Source organism: Oleiphilus sp. HI0132, from assembly GCF_001635845.1.
Map to the genome: position 1 here is coordinate 14,569 of NZ_LWGJ01001814.1, position 17,631 is coordinate 32,199.

At 45.1% G+C, this 17,631-nt stretch carries 19 protein-coding genes; 11 read left to right on the forward strand and 8 right to left on the reverse strand.

The window, feature by feature from the left end:
• Positions 1-4: 4 nt before the first annotated feature.
• Positions 5-1,030 (reverse strand): response regulator, encoded by a 1,026-nt coding sequence (locus tag A3766_RS27440; protein ID WP_068510487.1) that lies wholly within the window; start codon positions 1,028-1,030, stop codon positions 5-7.
• A gap of 223 nt (positions 1,031-1,253) precedes the next feature.
• Here A3766_RS27440 and A3766_RS27445 point away from each other — a divergent pair, with 223 nt between their 5' ends.
• From A3766_RS27445 to A3766_RS27465, 5 genes are all read left to right on the forward strand, one after another.
• Positions 1,254-1,748, forward strand: coding sequence for a DUF6586 family protein (locus A3766_RS27445; protein ID WP_068552970.1), 495 nt, complete (start codon positions 1,254-1,256; stop codon positions 1,746-1,748).
• 64 nt (positions 1,749-1,812) lie between these two features.
• On the forward strand, positions 1,813-2,058 hold the full coding sequence (locus A3766_RS27450; RefSeq protein WP_068509110.1) for a hypothetical protein: 246 nt from the start codon (positions 1,813-1,815) through the stop codon (positions 2,056-2,058).
• Between the two features lie 54 nt (positions 2,059-2,112).
• Positions 2,113-2,799, forward strand: a complete 687-nt coding sequence (locus A3766_RS27455) for a crotonase/enoyl-CoA hydratase family protein (RefSeq protein WP_068510566.1) — start codon at positions 2,113-2,115, stop codon at positions 2,797-2,799.
• A gap of 66 nt (positions 2,800-2,865) precedes the next feature.
• Positions 2,866-4,251 carry a UDP-N-acetylmuramate:L-alanyl-gamma-D-glutamyl-meso-diaminopimelate ligase gene (gene mpl, locus A3766_RS27460; RefSeq protein ID WP_068510564.1) on the forward strand — a complete coding sequence of 462 codons (1,386 nt, stop codon included), beginning with the start codon at positions 2,866-2,868 and terminating at the stop codon, positions 4,249-4,251.
• Entirely contained in the window at positions 4,244-4,855 is a 612-nt protein-coding gene (locus tag A3766_RS27465) for a flavin prenyltransferase UbiX (RefSeq protein ID WP_068510562.1), read from the forward strand. The genes mpl and A3766_RS27465 overlap by 8 nt, the downstream gene beginning before the upstream one ends.
• Positions 4,856-4,958: 103 nt before the next feature.
• On the opposite strand, the gene A3766_RS27470 is transcribed toward A3766_RS27465, so the two are convergent.
• The 3 genes from A3766_RS27470 to A3766_RS27480 all read right to left on the reverse strand — a co-directional run bounded on the left by A3766_RS27470 (position 4,959) and on the right by A3766_RS27480 (position 6,982).
• Positions 4,959-5,450, reverse strand: coding sequence for a HugZ family protein (locus A3766_RS27470; RefSeq protein WP_068643372.1), 492 nt, complete (start codon positions 5,448-5,450; stop codon positions 4,959-4,961).
• Positions 5,451-5,455: 5 nt separating this feature from the next.
• The gene (locus A3766_RS27475; RefSeq protein WP_068510361.1) at positions 5,456-6,112 is read right to left on the reverse strand and encodes an NAD-dependent epimerase/dehydratase family protein; all 657 of its coding nucleotides are present in this window, start codon (positions 6,110-6,112) and stop codon (positions 5,456-5,458) included.
• Positions 6,113-6,205: 93 nt separating this feature from the next.
• Entirely contained in the window at positions 6,206-6,982 is a 777-nt protein-coding gene (locus tag A3766_RS27480; protein ID WP_068510362.1) for an enoyl-CoA hydratase/isomerase family protein, read from the reverse strand.
• Between the two features lie 281 nt (positions 6,983-7,263).
• Here A3766_RS27480 and leuB point away from each other — a divergent pair, with 281 nt between their 5' ends.
• Positions 7,264-8,367 (forward strand): 3-isopropylmalate dehydrogenase, encoded by a 1,104-nt coding sequence (leuB, locus tag A3766_RS27485; RefSeq protein WP_068510364.1) that lies wholly within the window; start codon positions 7,264-7,266, stop codon positions 8,365-8,367.
• 103 nt (positions 8,368-8,470) lie between these two features.
• Here the strand turns inward: leuB and A3766_RS27490 are convergent, their stop codons facing one another.
• The 3 genes from A3766_RS27490 to A3766_RS27500 form a co-directional block, all read right to left on the reverse strand.
• Complete coding sequence (locus tag A3766_RS27490) at positions 8,471-8,860, reverse strand: DUF3135 domain-containing protein (RefSeq protein ID WP_068510366.1); 390 nt, start codon at positions 8,858-8,860, stop codon at positions 8,471-8,473.
• Between the two features lie 275 nt (positions 8,861-9,135).
• Entirely contained in the window at positions 9,136-10,011 is an 876-nt protein-coding gene (locus A3766_RS27495; RefSeq protein ID WP_068510368.1) for a ribose-phosphate pyrophosphokinase, read from the reverse strand.
• Positions 10,008-11,552, reverse strand: coding sequence for a thymidine phosphorylase family protein (locus A3766_RS27500; RefSeq protein ID WP_068510370.1), 1,545 nt, complete (start codon positions 11,550-11,552; stop codon positions 10,008-10,010). Before A3766_RS27500 ends, A3766_RS27495 begins: the two co-directional genes overlap by 4 nt.
• Positions 11,553-11,841: 289 nt before the next feature.
• Here A3766_RS27500 and A3766_RS27505 point away from each other — a divergent pair, with 289 nt between their 5' ends.
• From A3766_RS27505 to A3766_RS27525, 5 genes are all read left to right on the forward strand, one after another.
• Positions 11,842-13,203 (forward strand): MBL fold metallo-hydrolase RNA specificity domain-containing protein, encoded by a 1,362-nt coding sequence (locus A3766_RS27505; protein ID WP_068516577.1) that lies wholly within the window; start codon positions 11,842-11,844, stop codon positions 13,201-13,203.
• Positions 13,204-13,235: 32 nt separating this feature from the next.
• On the forward strand, positions 13,236-14,915 hold the full coding sequence (locus tag A3766_RS27510; protein WP_068516580.1) for a Na/Pi cotransporter family protein: 1,680 nt from the start codon (positions 13,236-13,238) through the stop codon (positions 14,913-14,915).
• 12 nt (positions 14,916-14,927) lie between these two features.
• Positions 14,928-15,611 (forward strand): alpha/beta fold hydrolase, encoded by a 684-nt coding sequence (locus A3766_RS27515; RefSeq protein ID WP_068516584.1) that lies wholly within the window; start codon positions 14,928-14,930, stop codon positions 15,609-15,611.
• A 204-nt stretch (positions 15,612-15,815) separates the two neighbouring features.
• The gene (locus A3766_RS27520) at positions 15,816-16,406 is read left to right on the forward strand and encodes a transglutaminase family protein (protein ID WP_068516587.1); all 591 of its coding nucleotides are present in this window, start codon (positions 15,816-15,818) and stop codon (positions 16,404-16,406) included.
• Entirely contained in the window at positions 16,399-16,611 is a 213-nt protein-coding gene (locus A3766_RS27525; RefSeq protein ID WP_156490258.1) for a hypothetical protein, read from the forward strand. Before A3766_RS27520 ends, A3766_RS27525 begins: the two co-directional genes overlap by 8 nt.
• A 10-nt stretch (positions 16,612-16,621) precedes the next feature.
• Here A3766_RS27525 and A3766_RS27530 read toward each other — a convergent pair.
• The coding region (locus tag A3766_RS27530; protein WP_231883014.1) for a hybrid sensor histidine kinase/response regulator at positions 16,622-17,631 on the reverse strand (1,010 nt) is incomplete at its 5' end.

Sequence of the window (17,631 nt, forward strand, 5' to 3'; positions counted from 1 at the left end):
GCTATTAATCCATCAAGTAGGAAAGTCGTTTGTTCAAATTGTCCAGTGAATCTTCAGTGAACAGTAATAACAGGTCGCAACTAATGTTGTAGTTTTCAATTTCGTAAGTGATTTCAATGGCGAGTGTTTTCTTCCAGCGCTTGGCATTGGCTTTGATCAATTCACTTACTTTGACATGCTGCCCTAAAACAACCGGGTGCCCTTGACTGAAGGTGGTGTCGAGTTGTTGGGCAATACCGTTAGTACAGGCGCCCACTAGAATACTGGCCACTTCCATTAGTAGCTCAAGCTCAACCATGCGATCGACTTCGCCTTTGTAGTCGAGCAGCTTGGCGATATCACCAAAACTTGAATCACTGAAATTGAGCAAGGCTTCACCACTAATACCCGAACCGATAAAACCTTGGCAAACGGCAGAGTAGGTGTCTTGTTGCTCGGTGAGTGATAAGGCCATTTCTAACTCACTAACTTCGAGCAAGTTAACGTTTGGTATAGGCAGTTTTACGAAGACTTTCAAAAGCCGAGCGAGTAGGTCAGCTGCTTGTCCCATTGCGACATTCGCTATTTCTTGCATGCAGTCGCGGGTGCCAATATTGCCGATTTCACCTTTCTTAATTATCGGTGCTCTTGCAGGCGTAGCAGGAGCGGCTGAGGGCTCTGGTGCTCTGTAAAGGCCAAATTTCTCAAGTAGCTCTGTGAGCGCTTCAGTCGAAGTAGGTTTCTTAATGAAGTCGATTGCGCCTAGAGCCTTAACGCGTTCATGTGCTTCAGGTTGAATATCTCCTGATACGACAATTACCATCGTTGGCAAATCTTGTTTCTGAATCTGCTCTAAGGTTTCATAACCATCCATGACTGGCATGTTGAGGTCGAGAAACATAATGTCTCCCAAACCCTCTTTAATGGCTGCCAATGCTTCTTCACCATGTTTCGCAAATGAAACTTCTATTTCCCAGTCACTTGGCAAGGTTCTCGCCATTTGCTTTCTAGCTACGCTGGAGTCGTCGCAGATCAGGACGCGTGTTGTCATATGAAAAGGTCTTTCCACGGGATGTATTTATGATTACTAATTAAAGTGCATGAATGCCCATTCAGCAAGTCTTCAGGATAATTAAAGTTCCATATTCAGAGCAGTCATGACCCCATGCTCTGAATGGGGTATACTGGAGCGTTTATTAGTCTCAGGTATTAGTCTGGAAATCCAATTTAACAGGGTTTCTGGGCTGTAAGTGTGTGTCGACGGAGTCTTTTAGGTGAGTGATATTAAGAGCAGGGTGAACACTTATTTGTATGCAGCACAAACACAAGCAAAGCAGGCAGAGACAAGTACTAATGCTGCGCTTGCACAGGCTGCCGTTGTTGGCGCTAGTTTGAGTTTGAAGTATGCCTGGGAAGCCTGGCTAGAAGAATTATCAGCCTATTTAAAGATCCCTGCTGACGCCTTGCAAGATGAGTCTTCAGAATTGGCGCAGAATATGCCCGATTGCCAGTTCCTGTTTGCGCAGAAGCAGGAGCAAGGAAGTTGGTATCAACGCTTGTTGGCTTTATCTGTTGACCCTCTGCTCTACAGAGAAAATTCGCCGCATTCTAGGCAAGCAGCTAGCACAGAAGCAAGTGTGCCTCGAATTGAGGTTATTAATTTGACCGAGACAGCTATTGAAGGTGATAGAGAGCTGACTTTGTTAGAACTTATTGAAGAAGTAAAAACTTATATTCAGCAAAGGCGAGAGCAACAAACAGAATGGTAAAGAAGGCCGCAGGTACTATATAACTTACCTGGTGAGCAGGTTTCTATATAAATTTGGAGTTTGAATGAGTAGCGCATTTTTAGAGATAGTTGAATTAGAAAACGGTAGCTTCGCCTTGAAGCGAATGGATGATGACGGCGAATTCTTGGTCGAAATCCAATTTTCAGAAGAGGTTGAAGGCTTTTTGGGGGAGCATAAAGCAGCGATAGCGAAAGCAATGATCGGTGCGGGTGTTCAAGCTGCCGGGGCACTATCTAAATCGATTGTCGAAGCTGAAGAAAAAGAGCGTGAAGACCGTATATTACATTAATTCGAACAACCCTCGGTTGGACAAAAAACATAAGAGATATAGTTAGGAGTTAGTATGGAACTGGTACAGTTTGAGTTGCAAGATAAAGTAGCCACGATCAAAATTCAAAACGGTAAGGTGAATGCAATTTCTCACCAGGTCATTGCAGAATTGAATGAAGCGCTTGATCATGCTGAAGAGACCGGAGCGGTGGTTATTATCACTGGTCAGGAAGGTATATTCTCGGGTGGATATGATTTGAAAACCATGCAGAAGAGTATGGATCATGCGACTGCGCTTGTGGCAGAAGGTTCTACTTTAACGCGTAGAATGTTGGCTTTTCCTACGCCAATTATTGCTGCATGTAGCGGTCATGCGATTGCCAAAGGCTCCTTTATTCTTTTATGTAGCGATTACCGTATTGGTGCTAAAGGTCCATTTAAGCTAGGTCTGAATGAAGTGGCGATTGGTATGACAATGCACCAGGCAGGCATTGAAATGGCGCGTGGTCGTATCCCGACAAACTACTTTAATCGCTCGGTAATGAATGCAGAAATCTTTGATGTTGAAACGGCTGTTGATGCAGGATTTTTGGATAAGCTTGTCGATGCAGATCAGCTAATGACTGAAGCTAAAGCGTTGGCTGAAGAGTATAAAAAGCTGAATATGAAGGCTCATCACGGTACTAAGCTAAAATCACGCAAAGCCTTACTGGAAGCAATGGATGCTGCGATTGAAGTCGATCGTACGACGACTTTCTAAACCTTCCTTGTTACATAGAGGGCTTCGAGCCCTCTACCGAATGACCTTCACAACTTGAGACTCAACATGCATATTCATATTTTAGGTATTTGTGGCACCTTTATGGGAAGCTTGGCGGTGCTGGCCAAAGAGATGGGTATTAAAGTGACTGGCTGTGATCAGGGTGTTTATCCACCAATGAGTACGCAGTTGGAGTCTCAAGGCATTGAGCTAATTTCCGGCTTTTCGGTAGATCAGTTAGAACTTGGTGCAGATCTTTATGTTATCGGTAATGCTATCAGTCGTGGCAACCCCTTGCTGGAAGCTATTCTCAATCAAGGTTTGAAGTATACTTCCGGGCCAGGCTTCTTGGCAGATCATATCTTGCCAGGAAAGTGGGTGATGGGTGTTGCCGGTACGCATGGCAAAACCACCACCAGCAGTATGCTTGCCTGGATTTTGGAATATACGGGTATGTCGCCTGGCTTCCTGATTGGAGGCGTGCCTGAAAACTTTCCTTGTTCGGCCCGCTTGGGTGAAACGCCGTTCTTTGTCATTGAAGCCGATGAGTACGATAGCGCCTTCTTTGATAAGCGTTCGAAATTTGTCCATTATCGCCCTCGCACTTTTATTGTTAATAACCTTGAGTTCGATCATGCAGACATCTTCGCTGATCTTGCTGCAATCCAGACTCAATTTCACCATGTTATTCGAACCATTCCAGAAAATGGGCGAGTAATTTATCCAGAGAATGTGACGGCCATTGATCAGGTAATCGAAAAAGGTTGCTGGTCTGAGCAGGAAGTATTTTCTGATGATCAAAGTACAACAGATAAAGCTATCTGGAAAAAGCTAAGTGAGTCAGGCAGTTCATTTCAACTGATCTTGGCAAATGAAACCGTACAAGTCGATTGGAACATGACTGGCGACCATAATGTTCAAAACGGTGTTGCAGCAATGCTGGCTGCTCGCCATGTTGGCGTAAGTCTAAAACATGGTGCCGAGGCCTTATCCTGTTTTGGTGGTGTGAAGCGACGCATGCAGTTGTTGGCTTCGGTTAATGATGTACATGTTTATGATGACTTCGCCCATCACCCGACGGCTATCCAAACCACCTTGGCTGGCTTGCGTAATAAGGTTGGTCAGGATAAGATGATTATTGCGCTAATCGAACCTCGTTCAAATACCATGAAGATGGGTGTTCATGCTCAGACGCTATTAGCCAGTGCTGAAGAGGCCAATCATGTGGTTTGGGCAGACTTGTCGGATATGACTTGGTTGGATGACTTGATTGCTCAAACGGCAAGCAAGCAAAGCACTAAGCATGAGCTTGGCAATACCCTTAATGACTTAATCAATAAGGTAAAGTCTAAGCTCTCGGGTGAAAGTCATATTGTGATCATGAGCAATGGCGGCTTCGCAGGTATTCATGGCAAGTTAGTGGAAGCGCTAGAGGAACAGGTGAATGACTAAGGTGGTCGAACCGGTATCAATAGCGATTACTGGTGCATCGGGCGCGCAGTATGCTCTGCGCTTGATTGAATGTTTACTAAAGCAGAGCGTGCCGGTTTACCTGATGGTGAGCAAGGCAGCGCATATTGTAATCGCCACAGAAACCGAATATAAGTTGCCCGCACAAGCAGCACAAATGGAATCCTTCCTCAGTGACCATTTTTCTGCCGAGCCCGGAATGATTCGTGTTTTTGGCAAAGAGGATTGGATGTCTCCTTTAGCATCTGGCTCCGGTGCACCGAGTCGAATGGTGGTTTGCCCATGTAGTACAGGGTCCTTATCAGCCATCGCAACGGGAGCAAGTAATAACCTGATCGAACGTGCCGCTGACGTGGCTTTGAAAGAGCGTCGTCAGTTGATACTAGTTCCCAGAGAAGCACCTTACTCAGAAATTCACCTAGAGAATATGCTCAAGCTCACGCGTATGGGGGCAGTTATCCTCCCGGCAAGCCCAGGTTTTTACCATCAACCAAAGTCTATCGAAGATATGGTCGACTTTGTTGTAGCACGTATCTTATCTCAATTGGGCTTGGAACAGTCTTTGATGCCGAAATGGGGTGAGTAAGTTTTCAACGGGGTCAGACTCGATTGAAACTCTTCGTAGTTAGAACATTCCACGGCTCGCTGGCGGTTTAGCACGGGGAAAGTTTTTTCGAGGGGGAATCTGCTTAAGCTTTGATATGCTTAATATCGTCTCCAGTCAGCTCAAAAGCCTGTCCAAAGCCTTTCACATAAGTACCTGAAACCGCAGTTAGTCTGAATAGATGAAAGTCGGGTAGAGAGCGAAGCAGCTTCACTGTATTTCCATGACGTTTTTCAAAGCCATCAAGAATATTGTTCCATTCAGGGTCTTCTTGCTTGAGTTCTTCTGCTTTGCACTTAAGGTTTAGTCGCTTGCGGGCAAAAACGTTTTTGCTCTTGTCTTCATCTTCAATGATCAAAATAGAGAGACTGGGGTGAGCAAGTAAATTGTGCGTGTGTGTCGCAAGCTGACTGATAAAAATGTAGTAAGCTGAGCCCGTTTTCAGAAAGGGGGTATAGCTGATGCACGGCTCTTTATCTTTTCCAAGTGTTGCTAATTGGAGTGTCTGAATTTGCTCGTTGAGTTCAGCGATTTCAGTTTGAATTTGCTCTGTACTGATTACAGGGTTCTTTGCCATGGTGTTTACTTTTCTAGCTGTTTTATCGCGCCTTGCATCATTGCTGAGTTAAGCACTTGTGTGCCCCGCTTAGAACGATTTGCCTCAAGAATCAGTGCAGCGGCAACATCGTGAGCTTGAATCGCTTTTAAATTGCCAGGGAGTATGCCCATAAATACTTCACCTAGCTTTTCAGCTGGACGAAATTCACCTCTGTCGCCGAGTAATAGGCTAGGCCTAGCAAGTGCTATATGAGGATAATTGAGCTCAAGTAGCTGATGTTCCAGTTCGCCTTTCATTTGCATATAGTAGGAGAACGCTTTCACCTTGGCACCATGCGCAGAGACAAGGCCATAATAGCGAGCGCCGTTCTGAAGACCTAGCCGTGCAACATTCAAAGGAAAGGTGACATCTATTTCGTAGTAAGCTTCTTTATTTGGCGTTTTACGAGTAGTAGAACCCAGGGCGCAAAATATATCGTCTACTTTTTTGGGTTCGGGAGCGCTGAGCTCACGGTAGTTGACTGGCCATTGTTCAACCTTAGGCAGCTTGGCCCAAGAGGCACTTGAAGGTGAGCGGACGAAAGCAACAACACGTTCATAAGCGGGATGTTGATTGAGCAAAGAAACCAAATGACTACCGATTAGTCCGTTTGCGCCAGCAACCCATGCTGTTTTCCCCATGAACTTCTCCATTTACGTATCACTTGCTTGAGCTTGAAACAAAAAAGGCTTTGAAACAGTGCTTCAAAGCCTTCTAGTAATTTATGATTGAAATTAACGGCCAGACCAGTTTGGCGGACGTTTTTCAAGGAAGGCACGTAAGCCTTCTTTTTTGTCGGCTGTTTCGATCAAGGCTGCTTGAGCAAACTTTTCCATAGCCAAGCCAGAGTGTTGTCCTGCCTCAAGGCCATAGTTGACCATCGACTTCATAAACTGAGGAACGAGTGGCGCAAACGCGGCAATTTGACCTGCCATTTTATGTAGCGTCGGCATAAGATCTTCTGGCTCAAGCAAACGGGTAATTAAGCCTATTTGATAAGCGCGGTCAGAATCAATGGTTTCACCCATTAATAACATTTCCATGCCCCAAGCTTTACCAACAATACGTGGTAAACGCTGAGTTGCACCACCACCAGGAATAATACCTAGCTTGCCTTCAGGTGTTGCATATTTGGAGTTAGTCGTACCGATACGAATATCGCAACCCAGTGCCAGCTCCAAGCCACCGCCCATACAGATACCATTGATGGCGGCGATAGATACTTTCTCACTACGCTCACAGCGTTCAGCAAAACCTTGAACAATCGGTTCAAGTGCTTTCTTAATATCTCGGTGTTCTACTTCGTTAAGGTCTGAACCTGAAGCAAAGGCTTTCTCGCCCGCACCGGTTAAACCGATAACGCGAACCTGAGGGTCGGCTTCAGCTTCAGCAAAAGCGTTATGAAGGTCATCCAGCGTCGCTAACGACACCGCGTTATGCTTTGTTGGTCTGTTAAGGGTGATTAATCCCAGAGGACCAATTACTTCATAAAGTATATTTTCGTACGCCATTGCCACAAAATCTCAAAACAAATTAGTTTACATACAGCATGTTAACAGAAGTTTGTATCCCGACACCGAGGCGATTGGCCTAATGCTCTGTTAACACTTTAATCTAAGGGGTAAGCAAGTTACATAATGGTGACGCGCCCGTCAACCTATTATGGGCGATATGCGCTATTTGAATGGCCATATCGTCTTCTTTATAAATCAATTTATTTGCCAGATAGGGGGCGCTATCTTTACAATACGCCCACATTTATATCGACGTATTATTTCGCTAGGAAAAAATAATGACTCAAACATACAAGATTGCGGTTCTCGCAGGTGACGGCATTGGCCCAGAAATTACAGAGCAGGCTTTGCGTGTATTAAAGCTAATTGAAGAAAAACGTGATGTTGTTTTTGATTGCATCGACGGCCCATTCGGAGCCAGTGCTTACTTCTCACATGGTAAGTCTTTCCCTCAGGAAACGATTGATCTATGTGATACAGCGGATGCAATTCTTAAAGGCCCAATCGGCTTGAGCCATGAAGAGTCTGAGAAGATTCCTGTAGAAGAGCGTCCTGAGCGTGGTGCTTTATTACCAATGCGTCGTCGTTTGAATACCTATGCAAACTTTCGCCCGATTTCTTTGCCAGCAGGTATGGCTCATTTCTCACCACTTAAAAAAGAAGTAGTGGGCAATGGTATCGACATCATGTTGATTCGTGAATTGATCGGTGGTCTTTACTTCGGTGGAAAAGAAAGTGGTAAGACTGAAGATGGCCTTCGCTATGTAAAAGAAACCTTGGATTACGATGAAAGCCAGATCCGACAGATTTTGGAAGTTGCTTTTAAAGAATCTATGAAGCGTAAGAAAGTTCTTCACAATATTCACAAGAGTAATGTATTGATCTCTTCTGTACTTTGGAACGAAGTGCTTGAAGAAGTTGCTAAAGATTACCCTGAAGTAGAAGTCATTCACATGTTGGTTGATGCAGCTGCGACTCACCTATGTTTGAACCCAGGTCAGTTTGATGTCATGGTCATGGAAAACATGTTCGGTGATATCTTGAGTGACCAGGGTGGCGGTATTCTTGGTTCTCTAGGTCTAATGCCATCAGCATGTATGGGGCCTGAGAAAGCATACTACGAACCTTCTCACGGTTCTGCACCAGATATTGCTGGCCAAAACAAAGCTAACCCATACTCAATGATTGGTTCTGTTGCATTGATGCTGGACATGAGTTTTGGTTTGGAAGAAGAAGCGAAAGCGGTTTGGACTGCTATGCAGAGCGTCTTCGAAGCAGGCTTCTCTACAAGTGACTTGTCTAAGCCTGGTCAGGGCATCGAGATTCTAAGCACAACAGAGTTTGCTGATAAGGTAATGGCTAAGTTGGAAGAATTGCTATAAACCAGCAAAGAAATTAAAAAAGGGGAGCCATAGCGGTTCCCCTTTTTTGTTCTTGTAGGCAGAGCCTTCCACGGCTCGCTGACGGGGTAGCACGGGGCAGGCTCTACTTGGGAAACAACTCAACAATCTCCGCACTTTCCGCAGGCTTGCTGCTTTGCTCCTGTAAATACTTTCGTGGGTTTGCCAATGCCAGTTGTAGTTCCACAAACGAATCATGCATCATTTCTGAAAGTCTCATACAGGACGATAATGGGCTTCTGGCACCTTGCCTGGCCATATTTATCCTGAACTGCACTCCTTTCAAACGGCGCTGAAGTTCAATAGGTGCTTGCTCGATTGCTTGTTGATAGAGCTCTTCACGGTAACGCTCAAATGCTTCTGGCTTGTTCGAAGCTAAGTATCTTAGTTTATCAAAATCGATCGGGACGATACGAGAGTCCTGATTACCTAAGTGAGAAGACTCCGCTTCTTTAAAGTTTGATCCATCGTGCACGGTAACGACCTCTTACTGTTACAAAGTGTTAGCGATATTTTATCGGTGCGATCAAAAACTGTACAGCTAGAAGGTGTGGGCAGGTCCACGAATTTACAAGATCTCTGCAAAATTTTGTGAAATCACTTAGATAATAGCGGTGATGATTTTGATGCCAGTTTTTCAAGCACTATAAAGTGATTATTCGTCTAAGTTGTGCGCAAGCTTCGTATGATAAAAATGTGGCTTTGTAAATCTTATAGTCAATGTTTCAAGTGAGTTAACATTTGGCTTTATTACTTCAAGACTTCTGCAATAATACTGGCAATATCTATAGTGTTTGTTGAGTGGGGGACGGTGTTACAAGTTAGTATGTCTTTGATCGGTGCTTTAGACATTTCACAGTATGCATCTTCAGAGAAAAGTGCGTGCACACCAATGCATATAGGCTCTTGTAAACCTTCGGCTACAAGCGCTTCGGCAGTACGAATCATGGTCCGACCTGTCGAGATAATATCGTCAATAAGTACGGGGGTTCTTTGTGCAAAGTCTTGAGCATTTGGGCTCGAAACTTCTACGTTCTTATCGCCGAAACGTTGTTTTTCTAGAATTAAGTAGGGGCAGCCAATCATGTCTGCTGCCGCCGCAGCCCATTGCTCACTTTCACTGTCAGGGCCAACCACCAAGGGGGTCTCAATATTTTCTTTAACCCATGAGGCTATTAAAGGGTTAGCTTGCAGAGTGTGTGTTTCCATTGTGTAAATTTCACCCAGTGAATGGTAGCGATGCAGGTGAGGGTCGATGGTGATTAAGCGATCTAAATACTGATTTAACAACTTAGCGTAATAGCGTGAAGTCAGAGCCTCTCCTTCGTGAAACTTAATATCCTGACGCATATAGGGAAGATAAGGACAGACTAAGGTAGTACTGGCTATTCCAAGCTCGCGTAAGGTTTCGCAAAGATAAACCAAGGGTAGAAACTTTGAATTTGGCTGGTGCATATTCGAGACTATAATGGCTTCACGCTGCTGGTAATCGCTATGTACTCTCATGTAAGTTTCACCATCAGGGAACTGGCGGTGTTCCAACTTGGCAGGTTCTGCATTTAACTCCGTAGATAGCGCAGCGAATAGCTCAGGTGCAGCGTAGAGGTCAAAAATTAAAGGTTTCATAGAGTTTCTTCCTCAATTCGAATAGCATCAGGGTGAGCGCTTAGAAAGTCGATCGCATATTCAAGTTCACCTTTTGTTTCTGCGTGCAGTTCAAAAAGTGGTGTACCAATATCGACTATATCCCCTAAATGGGTCTTAAAGAGTATACCGGCGGCAGCTGCAGAGGGCGCGCCAGCGAGTTTAGCCAGTTTACTGATAAAGCGGTTATTGATGTAACAAACTATACCCTGTTTATCCGAGAATACCTCATGACGATAGGGGGCCTTGGGTGGTTCCCTCATACCTCCCTGCGCCTCACATATAGCTTGGAATTTTGTCCAGGCTTTGCCTGAATCCAGAATTTCTGTGGCCCTATCAAGGCAGTGATTCGGCTCTGCCGCATCGCCCATTTCCAAAATCTTTGCAGCAATCAGTAGTGCTCTCTGTCTTAGGTCTTGAGGTGCTAGCGGGCTATTTTGTAGTACGGTTAAAATATCTTGCGCTTCCAAGGCAGGGCCGATGCCGAAACCCACGGGTTGTTGGCCATCTGTCATTAGGCAGGATATTTTTAATCCTAAGGCTTCACTGCTTCGTTCTAGCTGTGTCGATAGTTTTGTCGCGTAGTCCATATCGCGAACTTTGGCGGTAATGCCAACCGGCAAATCGATTAAGGCATGTGTTGACCCGGCAGCCACTTTTTTGGATATCACCGATGCGACCAATTGGCCTTCGCTATCAAGGTCGAGTGCACGTTCGACACGAATCAGAATATCATCTGCCGGGCTAAGGCTAACTGAGCCTCCCCAGGCAATACAGCCGCCTTCTTGTTCAACTACTGATCTCATTTGCTCAATGCTCAAGGTCACGGGAGCAAGAGTTTCCATGGTGTCGGCGGTACCGGCAGGTGAGGTAATACCGCGTGAGGAAGTTTTCGGCATGATCAAACCGGCAGCACTTACAATAGCGACGACGATGGGTGTCGTTCTATTGCCAGGTAAGCCTCCAACACAGTGCTTATCCATCACCTTTTCACTGCCCCACTCGAGTTGACTACCTGCATCGACCATGGCCTTGGTAAGGGAAATAATTTCGTCGGTATTGAGTCGGTTTCCTGCACAAGCGGTGACAAAGGCGGCTAGCTGAATGTCAGAATAGTAGCCTCTCGTGATATCGTGAATAATATGCTTGCTAGAGTAGTCGTTAAAACTATTACCGTAGACTTTGCCGCGAACTGCGCTCATCGAATCGGCCGGTTTTGCATGGGAAAAGTAAGCCCGTTCGCCTTCATCGGCACTCAGTAATTTCCATGCCGACTCGGACAGGCCAACCTCCTGACGAGACAAGTCTCCATTAGTCACCATATTTACTGTTGCAATAATGCTGTTCTTTTCAGTGGTGATACGCACACGACTTTGGGCATAAAATCCCTCAGAGCGACAGACGTGGCAATTTTTATGCATATAAATGACAGGCTCTTGATGCGTGTCGATATGCATTCGTTTTAATTGCAGGAAGTTAAGTTCCTGTTGGGCAGTTTTGTTGGGCTCACTGGTGCGGCTCATTGCGTTACCTGATTTTTCTTATACGAATATTCATAAAATAACATGAAATTATTCATGGGCGTCAATAATTGATGTCGTGACTTGATATCGGTCGGTTCATGGAGCGTTTTAACACTATATTATTGTAGCCAGAGTCTTCTACTGTTAACTGGCCGTGAGGTTCGGGGAAGGTTCATGTGAGGAGTGGAACTCCTTGCCTAGCTTAACTGAGTGATGGCTTCCTCAAAACATATATACATTTTAGGCCTTGATTTTGTATGCTTGGAATAACGAGTCTAAGGATAAGAGCATGTTAAAAATAAAATTTATCGGTGGTGCTGGTACAGTTACAGGTTCCAAATACCTTCTGACTATAAACGACAAGAAAGTCCTGGTTGACTGCGGTATGTTTCAAGGGGTAAAAAACCTACGAGACAAGAACTGGCAACCGTTTCCGATCGATGCCTCAAGTCTCGACGTTATCTTACTGACTCATGGGCATGTAGATCATAGTGGTTATATTCCTGCTCTTAAGAAGGCCGGATTCAAGGGTGTAATCTATTGTAGTAGTGGTACCTTAGACCTGTGTGGTGTGCTTCTACCTGACGCCGGTTTCCTTCAGGAAGAAGATGCTCGCTACGCAAATCGAAAAAGATTCTCTAAGCACTCTCCTGCGTTGCCTCTTTATACGGAAGAGGATGCGAACGCATCGCTGGAATTATTTGAACCTGTCTCGATGAATAAGGAAATAGAGATCCTTAAAGGGGTGCAGGTTGAATTCAAGCCGGTTGGGCATATCCTGGGTGCCGCCTCTATTCGACTTAGCGCCTTGGGAAGAAGCATAACCTTTAGTGGAGACGTTGGTCGCTCTGATGACTTGGTAATGAAAGCGCCTCAAAAGCTAAGTGAAACAGATTACTTGGTGGTAGAGTCGACTTATGGTGATCGACTACATGAAGATATCGATGCCTTTGCATTCTTTGAAGAAATCATCAATAAAACCAGTAAGCGCGGTGGCATTGTCTTGATGCCTTCCTTTGCGGTTGGCCGTACGCAAATTAATCTTCATATTCTTCAAGAGCTTAAGAAACAGGGGCGAATACCTGACTTACCCATATTTCTCAATAGCCCCATGGCGATTACGGCGACCGAGATCTATTGTCGGCACAATAAAGAGCACAAGCTTAGTGCCAGCCAGTGTGCTGAAATAGACCATGGAACTCATTTTGTACGCACCGCTGAAGAGTCTATCGCACTTAATGGCAGTTCTTATCCTTCAGTAATCATCTCTGCCAGCGGTATGGCAAGTGGTGGCAGAGTTTTACACCACTTAAAAAATCTCTTACCGCATCATCAGCACAGTATCGTTTTTATCGGATTTCAGGCACCTGGAACGCGAGGTGATACCCTGGTCAGTGGTGCTGCTGAAGTCAAAATACACGGCCAGTACTACCCTGTGAAAGCGGAGGTTTATCATAGTGGTAGCCTGTCTGCCCACGGCGACTATCAAGAAATTATTGACTGGTTGCGTGCGTCAAAGATCTCCCCCAAGCAAGTGTTCGTTACCCATGGTGAGCGTAGTGCCTCTGACTCAATGCGTATGAAGATAAAAGAGCAGTTGGGTTTGAAAGCTTGTGTACCGGAGCCTGGTCAGGAATTTGAACTGAATTAGTAAATAGTCTCGGTCAATAATTAAGGTTGGATATGGAGCAATTTCAGTTACTAGAGTTTATTTCAGGAATCGGGGTATTTCTATTTGGTATTGATCAACTAGAGAAGGCCTTGAAGGCTTTAAGCAGTCGTTCCTTGAAAGTCATGCTGCGCAAGCATACAACTCATCCTTTAAAGTCGATACTAGGTGGGACGGTCGCAACAGCCATTCTGCAGAGCAGTTCGGTTGTTGGCTTAATGACGCTGGCCTTTGTCGGGGCCGGTATTCTCGATATGCGCAATGCGCTGGGGATCATTCTAGGGTCTAATCTGGGAACAACGTTTACCGGCTGGATCGTTGCAACCTTGGGCTTTAAGCTCAGTTTGTCTGCTTTCTATCTACCGATGCTGGGTCTGGGGTGTTTAGGTTTAGTTAGCTTTGGTGATGATAAAAAGCTCCGTCACATGAGTCGCCTATTAATGGGCTTAGGGCTGTTGCTGATGGGCTTGGTGCTGATGAAAGATAGCATTGAGGCTTTTTCGCAAAGCTTCGATGTCTCTATATTCAAAGAGTATGGAATTTTTGTTTTTTTTCTAGTGGGCGTTATCTTCACGGCCATCATTCAATCCAGCTCCGCGACAATGATGATCACCTTGAGTGCACTTAATGCTCAAATAATTGGATTAGATCAAGCGGCGGCATTAGTGATCGGTGCAGACCTAGGAACCACCGGCACTGTTATGCTCGGTGCCTTAAAAGGAACGCCAATTAAAAGGCAGGTGGCAGCAGCGCACTTCTTTTTCAACCTGATCACCGATTTATTGGCACTCCTATGTTTGCCTTTGCTGTTGAAAATTATCAATGATGTCTACCAAGTCGAAGACCCTTTACTTGGTTTGGTCGCCTTCCACAGTACCTTTAATGTAATTGGTATTTGCCTCTTTATTCCCTTTTTGGGGGCATTTGCACGCATGCTGGAAAGGCTCTTCAAAGAAGATACCAGTGCCATTAATTGCCATATCAAGTCAATTCCAGAAGGTGAAGTGGAAGAATCCCTCTTGGCCCTGGAGTCAGAGTCAATTCATCTATTTAGCCGTGTATTGGTGTTAAATCTGGCCTGTTTTAATATTAATACCCTTAATATTAAACAAAGTAAATTGATTGGCTCAGAGCCGGAGAATGCAGGGTATTTGAATGATACGGATCAGTTTGATGATGGCTATGAAGATATTAAACAGCTAGAAGGTGAGGTCGTAGAGTTTGCTTATCGTGTGCAGAAAGGGCGCGTTGAAACAGATCAATCTGAGCGTATTGAGCAGATATTGGAAGCAATTCGAAATGCCACCTATGCCGCCAAGGAGGTTAAAGATATTCGTCATGATCTAAGCTATCTCAGACAGTCTGATAACCTCTTTATTTATAATACCTATCAACAAATTATTGCTCAGGTAGAGGCTTTTTATTCCGGGGTGAGTGACTTATTTAACCATCGCAATGAGGTGGTTTTGTTAGAAATGTACACGGAGCTTAAACGTAATACTGATGAGCATAAACAAGTCGTAACCCAAGCGATATATTCCGATAGTCAGGAACACAAATTGACGGAGCAGGATCTATCAACCATGTTGAATACAGTGGGTGAGGTGAGCTTATCGCAAACTTTGTTACTAAGAGCGATGCAAAGCTATTTGTTCTCGGAAGCCTCTAGTCGTAACTTGGCATCGGCTGTTTAGAAAGGTGAGTCTATGAAGCTGGTTTTTATACATGGCTCGGGTATGAATAGTGTGGTTTGGGAGCAGCAGCTTGTGCATTTCAGCCACTCGGAAGCGGTTGATTTACCGGGACATCCTAATGGCCCAAAGCTTAAAACTATGGAAGACTATGTACAGTCTGTTGGCACTTATCTCGATACGCTAGACGATGTCATACTGGTCGGGCACTCCTTAGGTAGTGCCGTGGTACTGGCTTTGGCAGCGCAAGGGCACCGCTCGCTCAAAGGGATGGTTCTAATCGGTGCAGGTGCTCGTTTAAAAGTTCTGCCAACTTTATTAGATAAACTTACTGACCTGTTCGCTAAAGGGGACGACAGGATTCCCGAGTCTGTGCTGGCAATGAATCATAGAATTGATGAGCCGCTACGCAGTAAAATTAATGCCGCAATGCAGGAAAATGGAGCAGGTGTTTTACTAAGAGACTTGCAAGCATGCAATGGCTTTGATCTGATGAACGAGCTAGCGAGTATCGACTTGCCTAGCTTAATCATAGTGGGTGATCAGGATATTATGACCCCGCCCAAATACGCTGACTACCTCAAGAAGGCTTTAGCTAATGCAAGTCTGGCTCTTATACCGGGTGGCAGTCATATGGTATTTGCCGAGCAAGCAGATGAGGTGAATGCCAGAATAGATAGCTTCATCAATACACTCTAATCATACCCGTAAACAGAGGGTTTCACCCCTCGCTAGAATCTGCCACCGTGCTAAACCGCTAGCGAGGCTCGGAGGCCTCTGCCCACGAATAATAGAAATTGCTACCTCATAGAATATTACCATTTTGCGGTTTGCTTCCTTTTGCAGGGTGTAGCTGATGTTATAGAATTCTCCGCTCAGAAGAGAATAATAGGTAGTCACGAAATGGAAGCTTATCTGCAGGCTTGCCCCTATATCGATTGGCGGCACGAAGCCGTGCAACGTCAGGCAAGTTTGTTAGCGCAAGGAAGGCAAGATTGCTACGTAATCGCCCAAAGGTGTTTTGGGTTTGTGCGTGATGAAATAAAACACAGTTGGGATTACCGGTTGAATCCGGTGACGGTTTCAGCTTCTCAGGTGCTTGAACACGGAACAGGTTTTTGTTACGCAAAAAGCCACTTATTGGCTGCTTTACTTAGAGCGAATCAAATTCCGACTGCGATATGCTATCAACGTGTACGTCTCGATGACACCCCTAGCTTTTGTTTGCATGCACTAAACGCTGTGCATCTGCCTGACTATGGTTGGTACCGTATCGATGCACGTGGGAATACCCCTGAAATCGACGCTCAATTCACGCCTCCAGTTGAAAAACTGGCAATTGAGCGATATGGTTTGGGAGAGTTTTTTCTCGAAGGGCTCTATGAAGCGCCCTTATCATCTGTGACCAAGCTACTTGAGAGCTGTGAAACGATAGAGCAAGTAGCTCAGCGTTTAAGTGAAACTGATACTTTGGGCCATCAAAGCAATGAATAAAATGCCATTCTCTCTTCAGGTGACTATATTTCTTGTCACATTCTCGCTATTAGCTATTTATATGGTTGGCGGCTTAGAAACCGAAGATGGTAAAACTCTCTTGGTGATCGTACTTATTGGTGGCTTGATCTCCACACTCCGAGCAGCCTACCTAAGAAATAAGCAAATTAAGAAAGCGATAGCGCGTCAAAAAGAGCTGTCTTGAGCTTAACTCATCAGCTTTGCTTTTTTCGTCGCACTAACTGGCTCAATAAGGCTCTAAGCTTCGCGGGTTTAAGCGGTTTGCTTAAAAAGTTGAAGCCTTGCCCTTTCGCTATACTCGCCAACTCTGGTTCGGAGGCGGCTGAAATGATGCAGACGGGAACGTCTTGCCCCCATATCTCTAATAGCTCATTCGCTAATTTGATACCGTTTGAATACTTGTCTTCGCCTTCATCATGCGTCAGCTGGTAGTCCATGAGTAGCACGTCAGGTACAAAGTGTTTGGTACTATCATCGAGAATACTTTCGGCACTGTTGTAAGACAGCATCTTGCAGTTCCATTTGTTGAGCAGTGCTTCGGTAGCTTTAAGGTTTTCCTGTTGGTCATCAACATAAATGACATTTAAACCTTCGATATCGCTTTCATTAGCGATCTCTTGCGGAGCCTCGATGATTTTGGGTAAGTGGCTTTGAGGTAAGGATATAGAGAAACAGCTGCCCTTCCTTAGTTTTGAATCGAGAGAAATGGGGTGTTGAAGTAGTTCTGCTAAACGCTCTGCAACAGCCAGCCCTAGGCCTAAACCGGCAATACTCTTTTGAGTCGGGGCTCGATAGAAGTCTGAAAAAATACGCGCCTGGTCGGTTTCCGCGATGCCTGAGCCAGTATCATAGACGCATACTCTCACGCGTTCACCTTCGCGACGGCAGCCGACCAAGATCTTACCGCTTTCGGTATATTTAACAGCATTAGAAAAGAAGTTTTGCAGGATTCGTCGCAGATATTTTTTATCGGACTCTACCACCAGTGAACTGGGTACGAAATGTAGTTCAACCTCGTCCTTAACCAATACTTTAAATTCATTTACCAGGGGTTGAAGGATATCGTCTAATTTGAATCGGCTGAGTTGTGGCGACAGGGAGCCGGTATCCAGTCGTGCTATTTCGAGTAGTGAGGAAATGATACTTTCGGCGCTTAGAATCGCATCCCGAATTTGCACGATAGTGCTCATGTCTCGACGGTCTT

Coding starts and splice junctions, on each gene's coding strand:
- A3766_RS27440 (WP_068510487.1), bottom strand. CDS start 1,030: ATGACAACACGCGTCCTGATCTGCGACGACTCCAGCGTAGCTAGAAAG.
- A3766_RS27480 (WP_068510362.1), bottom strand. CDS start 6,982: ATGGCGTACGAAAATATACTTTATGAAGTAATTGGTCCTCTGGGATTA.
- A3766_RS27510 (WP_068516580.1), top strand. CDS start 13,236: ATGGAGCAATTTCAGTTACTAGAGTTTATTTCAGGAATCGGGGTATTT.
- A3766_RS27520 (WP_068516587.1), top strand. CDS start 15,816: ATGGAAGCTTATCTGCAGGCTTGCCCCTATATCGATTGGCGGCACGAA.
- A3766_RS27505 (WP_068516577.1), top strand. CDS start 11,842: ATGTTAAAAATAAAATTTATCGGTGGTGCTGGTACAGTTACAGGTTCC.
- A3766_RS27515 (WP_068516584.1), top strand. CDS start 14,928: ATGAAGCTGGTTTTTATACATGGCTCGGGTATGAATAGTGTGGTTTGG.
- mpl (WP_068510564.1), top strand. CDS start 2,866: ATGCATATTCATATTTTAGGTATTTGTGGCACCTTTATGGGAAGCTTG.
- A3766_RS27495 (WP_068510368.1), bottom strand. CDS start 10,011: ATGAAACCTTTAATTTTTGACCTCTACGCTGCACCTGAGCTATTCGCT.
- A3766_RS27455 (WP_068510566.1), top strand. CDS start 2,113: ATGGAACTGGTACAGTTTGAGTTGCAAGATAAAGTAGCCACGATCAAA.
- A3766_RS27450 (WP_068509110.1), top strand. CDS start 1,813: ATGAGTAGCGCATTTTTAGAGATAGTTGAATTAGAAAACGGTAGCTTC.
- A3766_RS27465 (WP_068510562.1), top strand. CDS start 4,244: ATGACTAAGGTGGTCGAACCGGTATCAATAGCGATTACTGGTGCATCG.
- A3766_RS27470 (WP_068643372.1), bottom strand. CDS start 5,450: ATGGCAAAGAACCCTGTAATCAGTACAGAGCAAATTCAAACTGAAATC.
- leuB (WP_068510364.1), top strand. CDS start 7,264: ATGACTCAAACATACAAGATTGCGGTTCTCGCAGGTGACGGCATTGGC.
- A3766_RS27475 (WP_068510361.1), bottom strand. CDS start 6,112: ATGGGGAAAACAGCATGGGTTGCTGGCGCAAACGGACTAATCGGTAGT.
- A3766_RS27500 (WP_068510370.1), bottom strand. CDS start 11,552: ATGAGCCGCACCAGTGAGCCCAACAAAACTGCCCAACAGGAACTTAAC.
- A3766_RS27525 (WP_156490258.1), top strand. CDS start 16,399: ATGAATAAAATGCCATTCTCTCTTCAGGTGACTATATTTCTTGTCACA.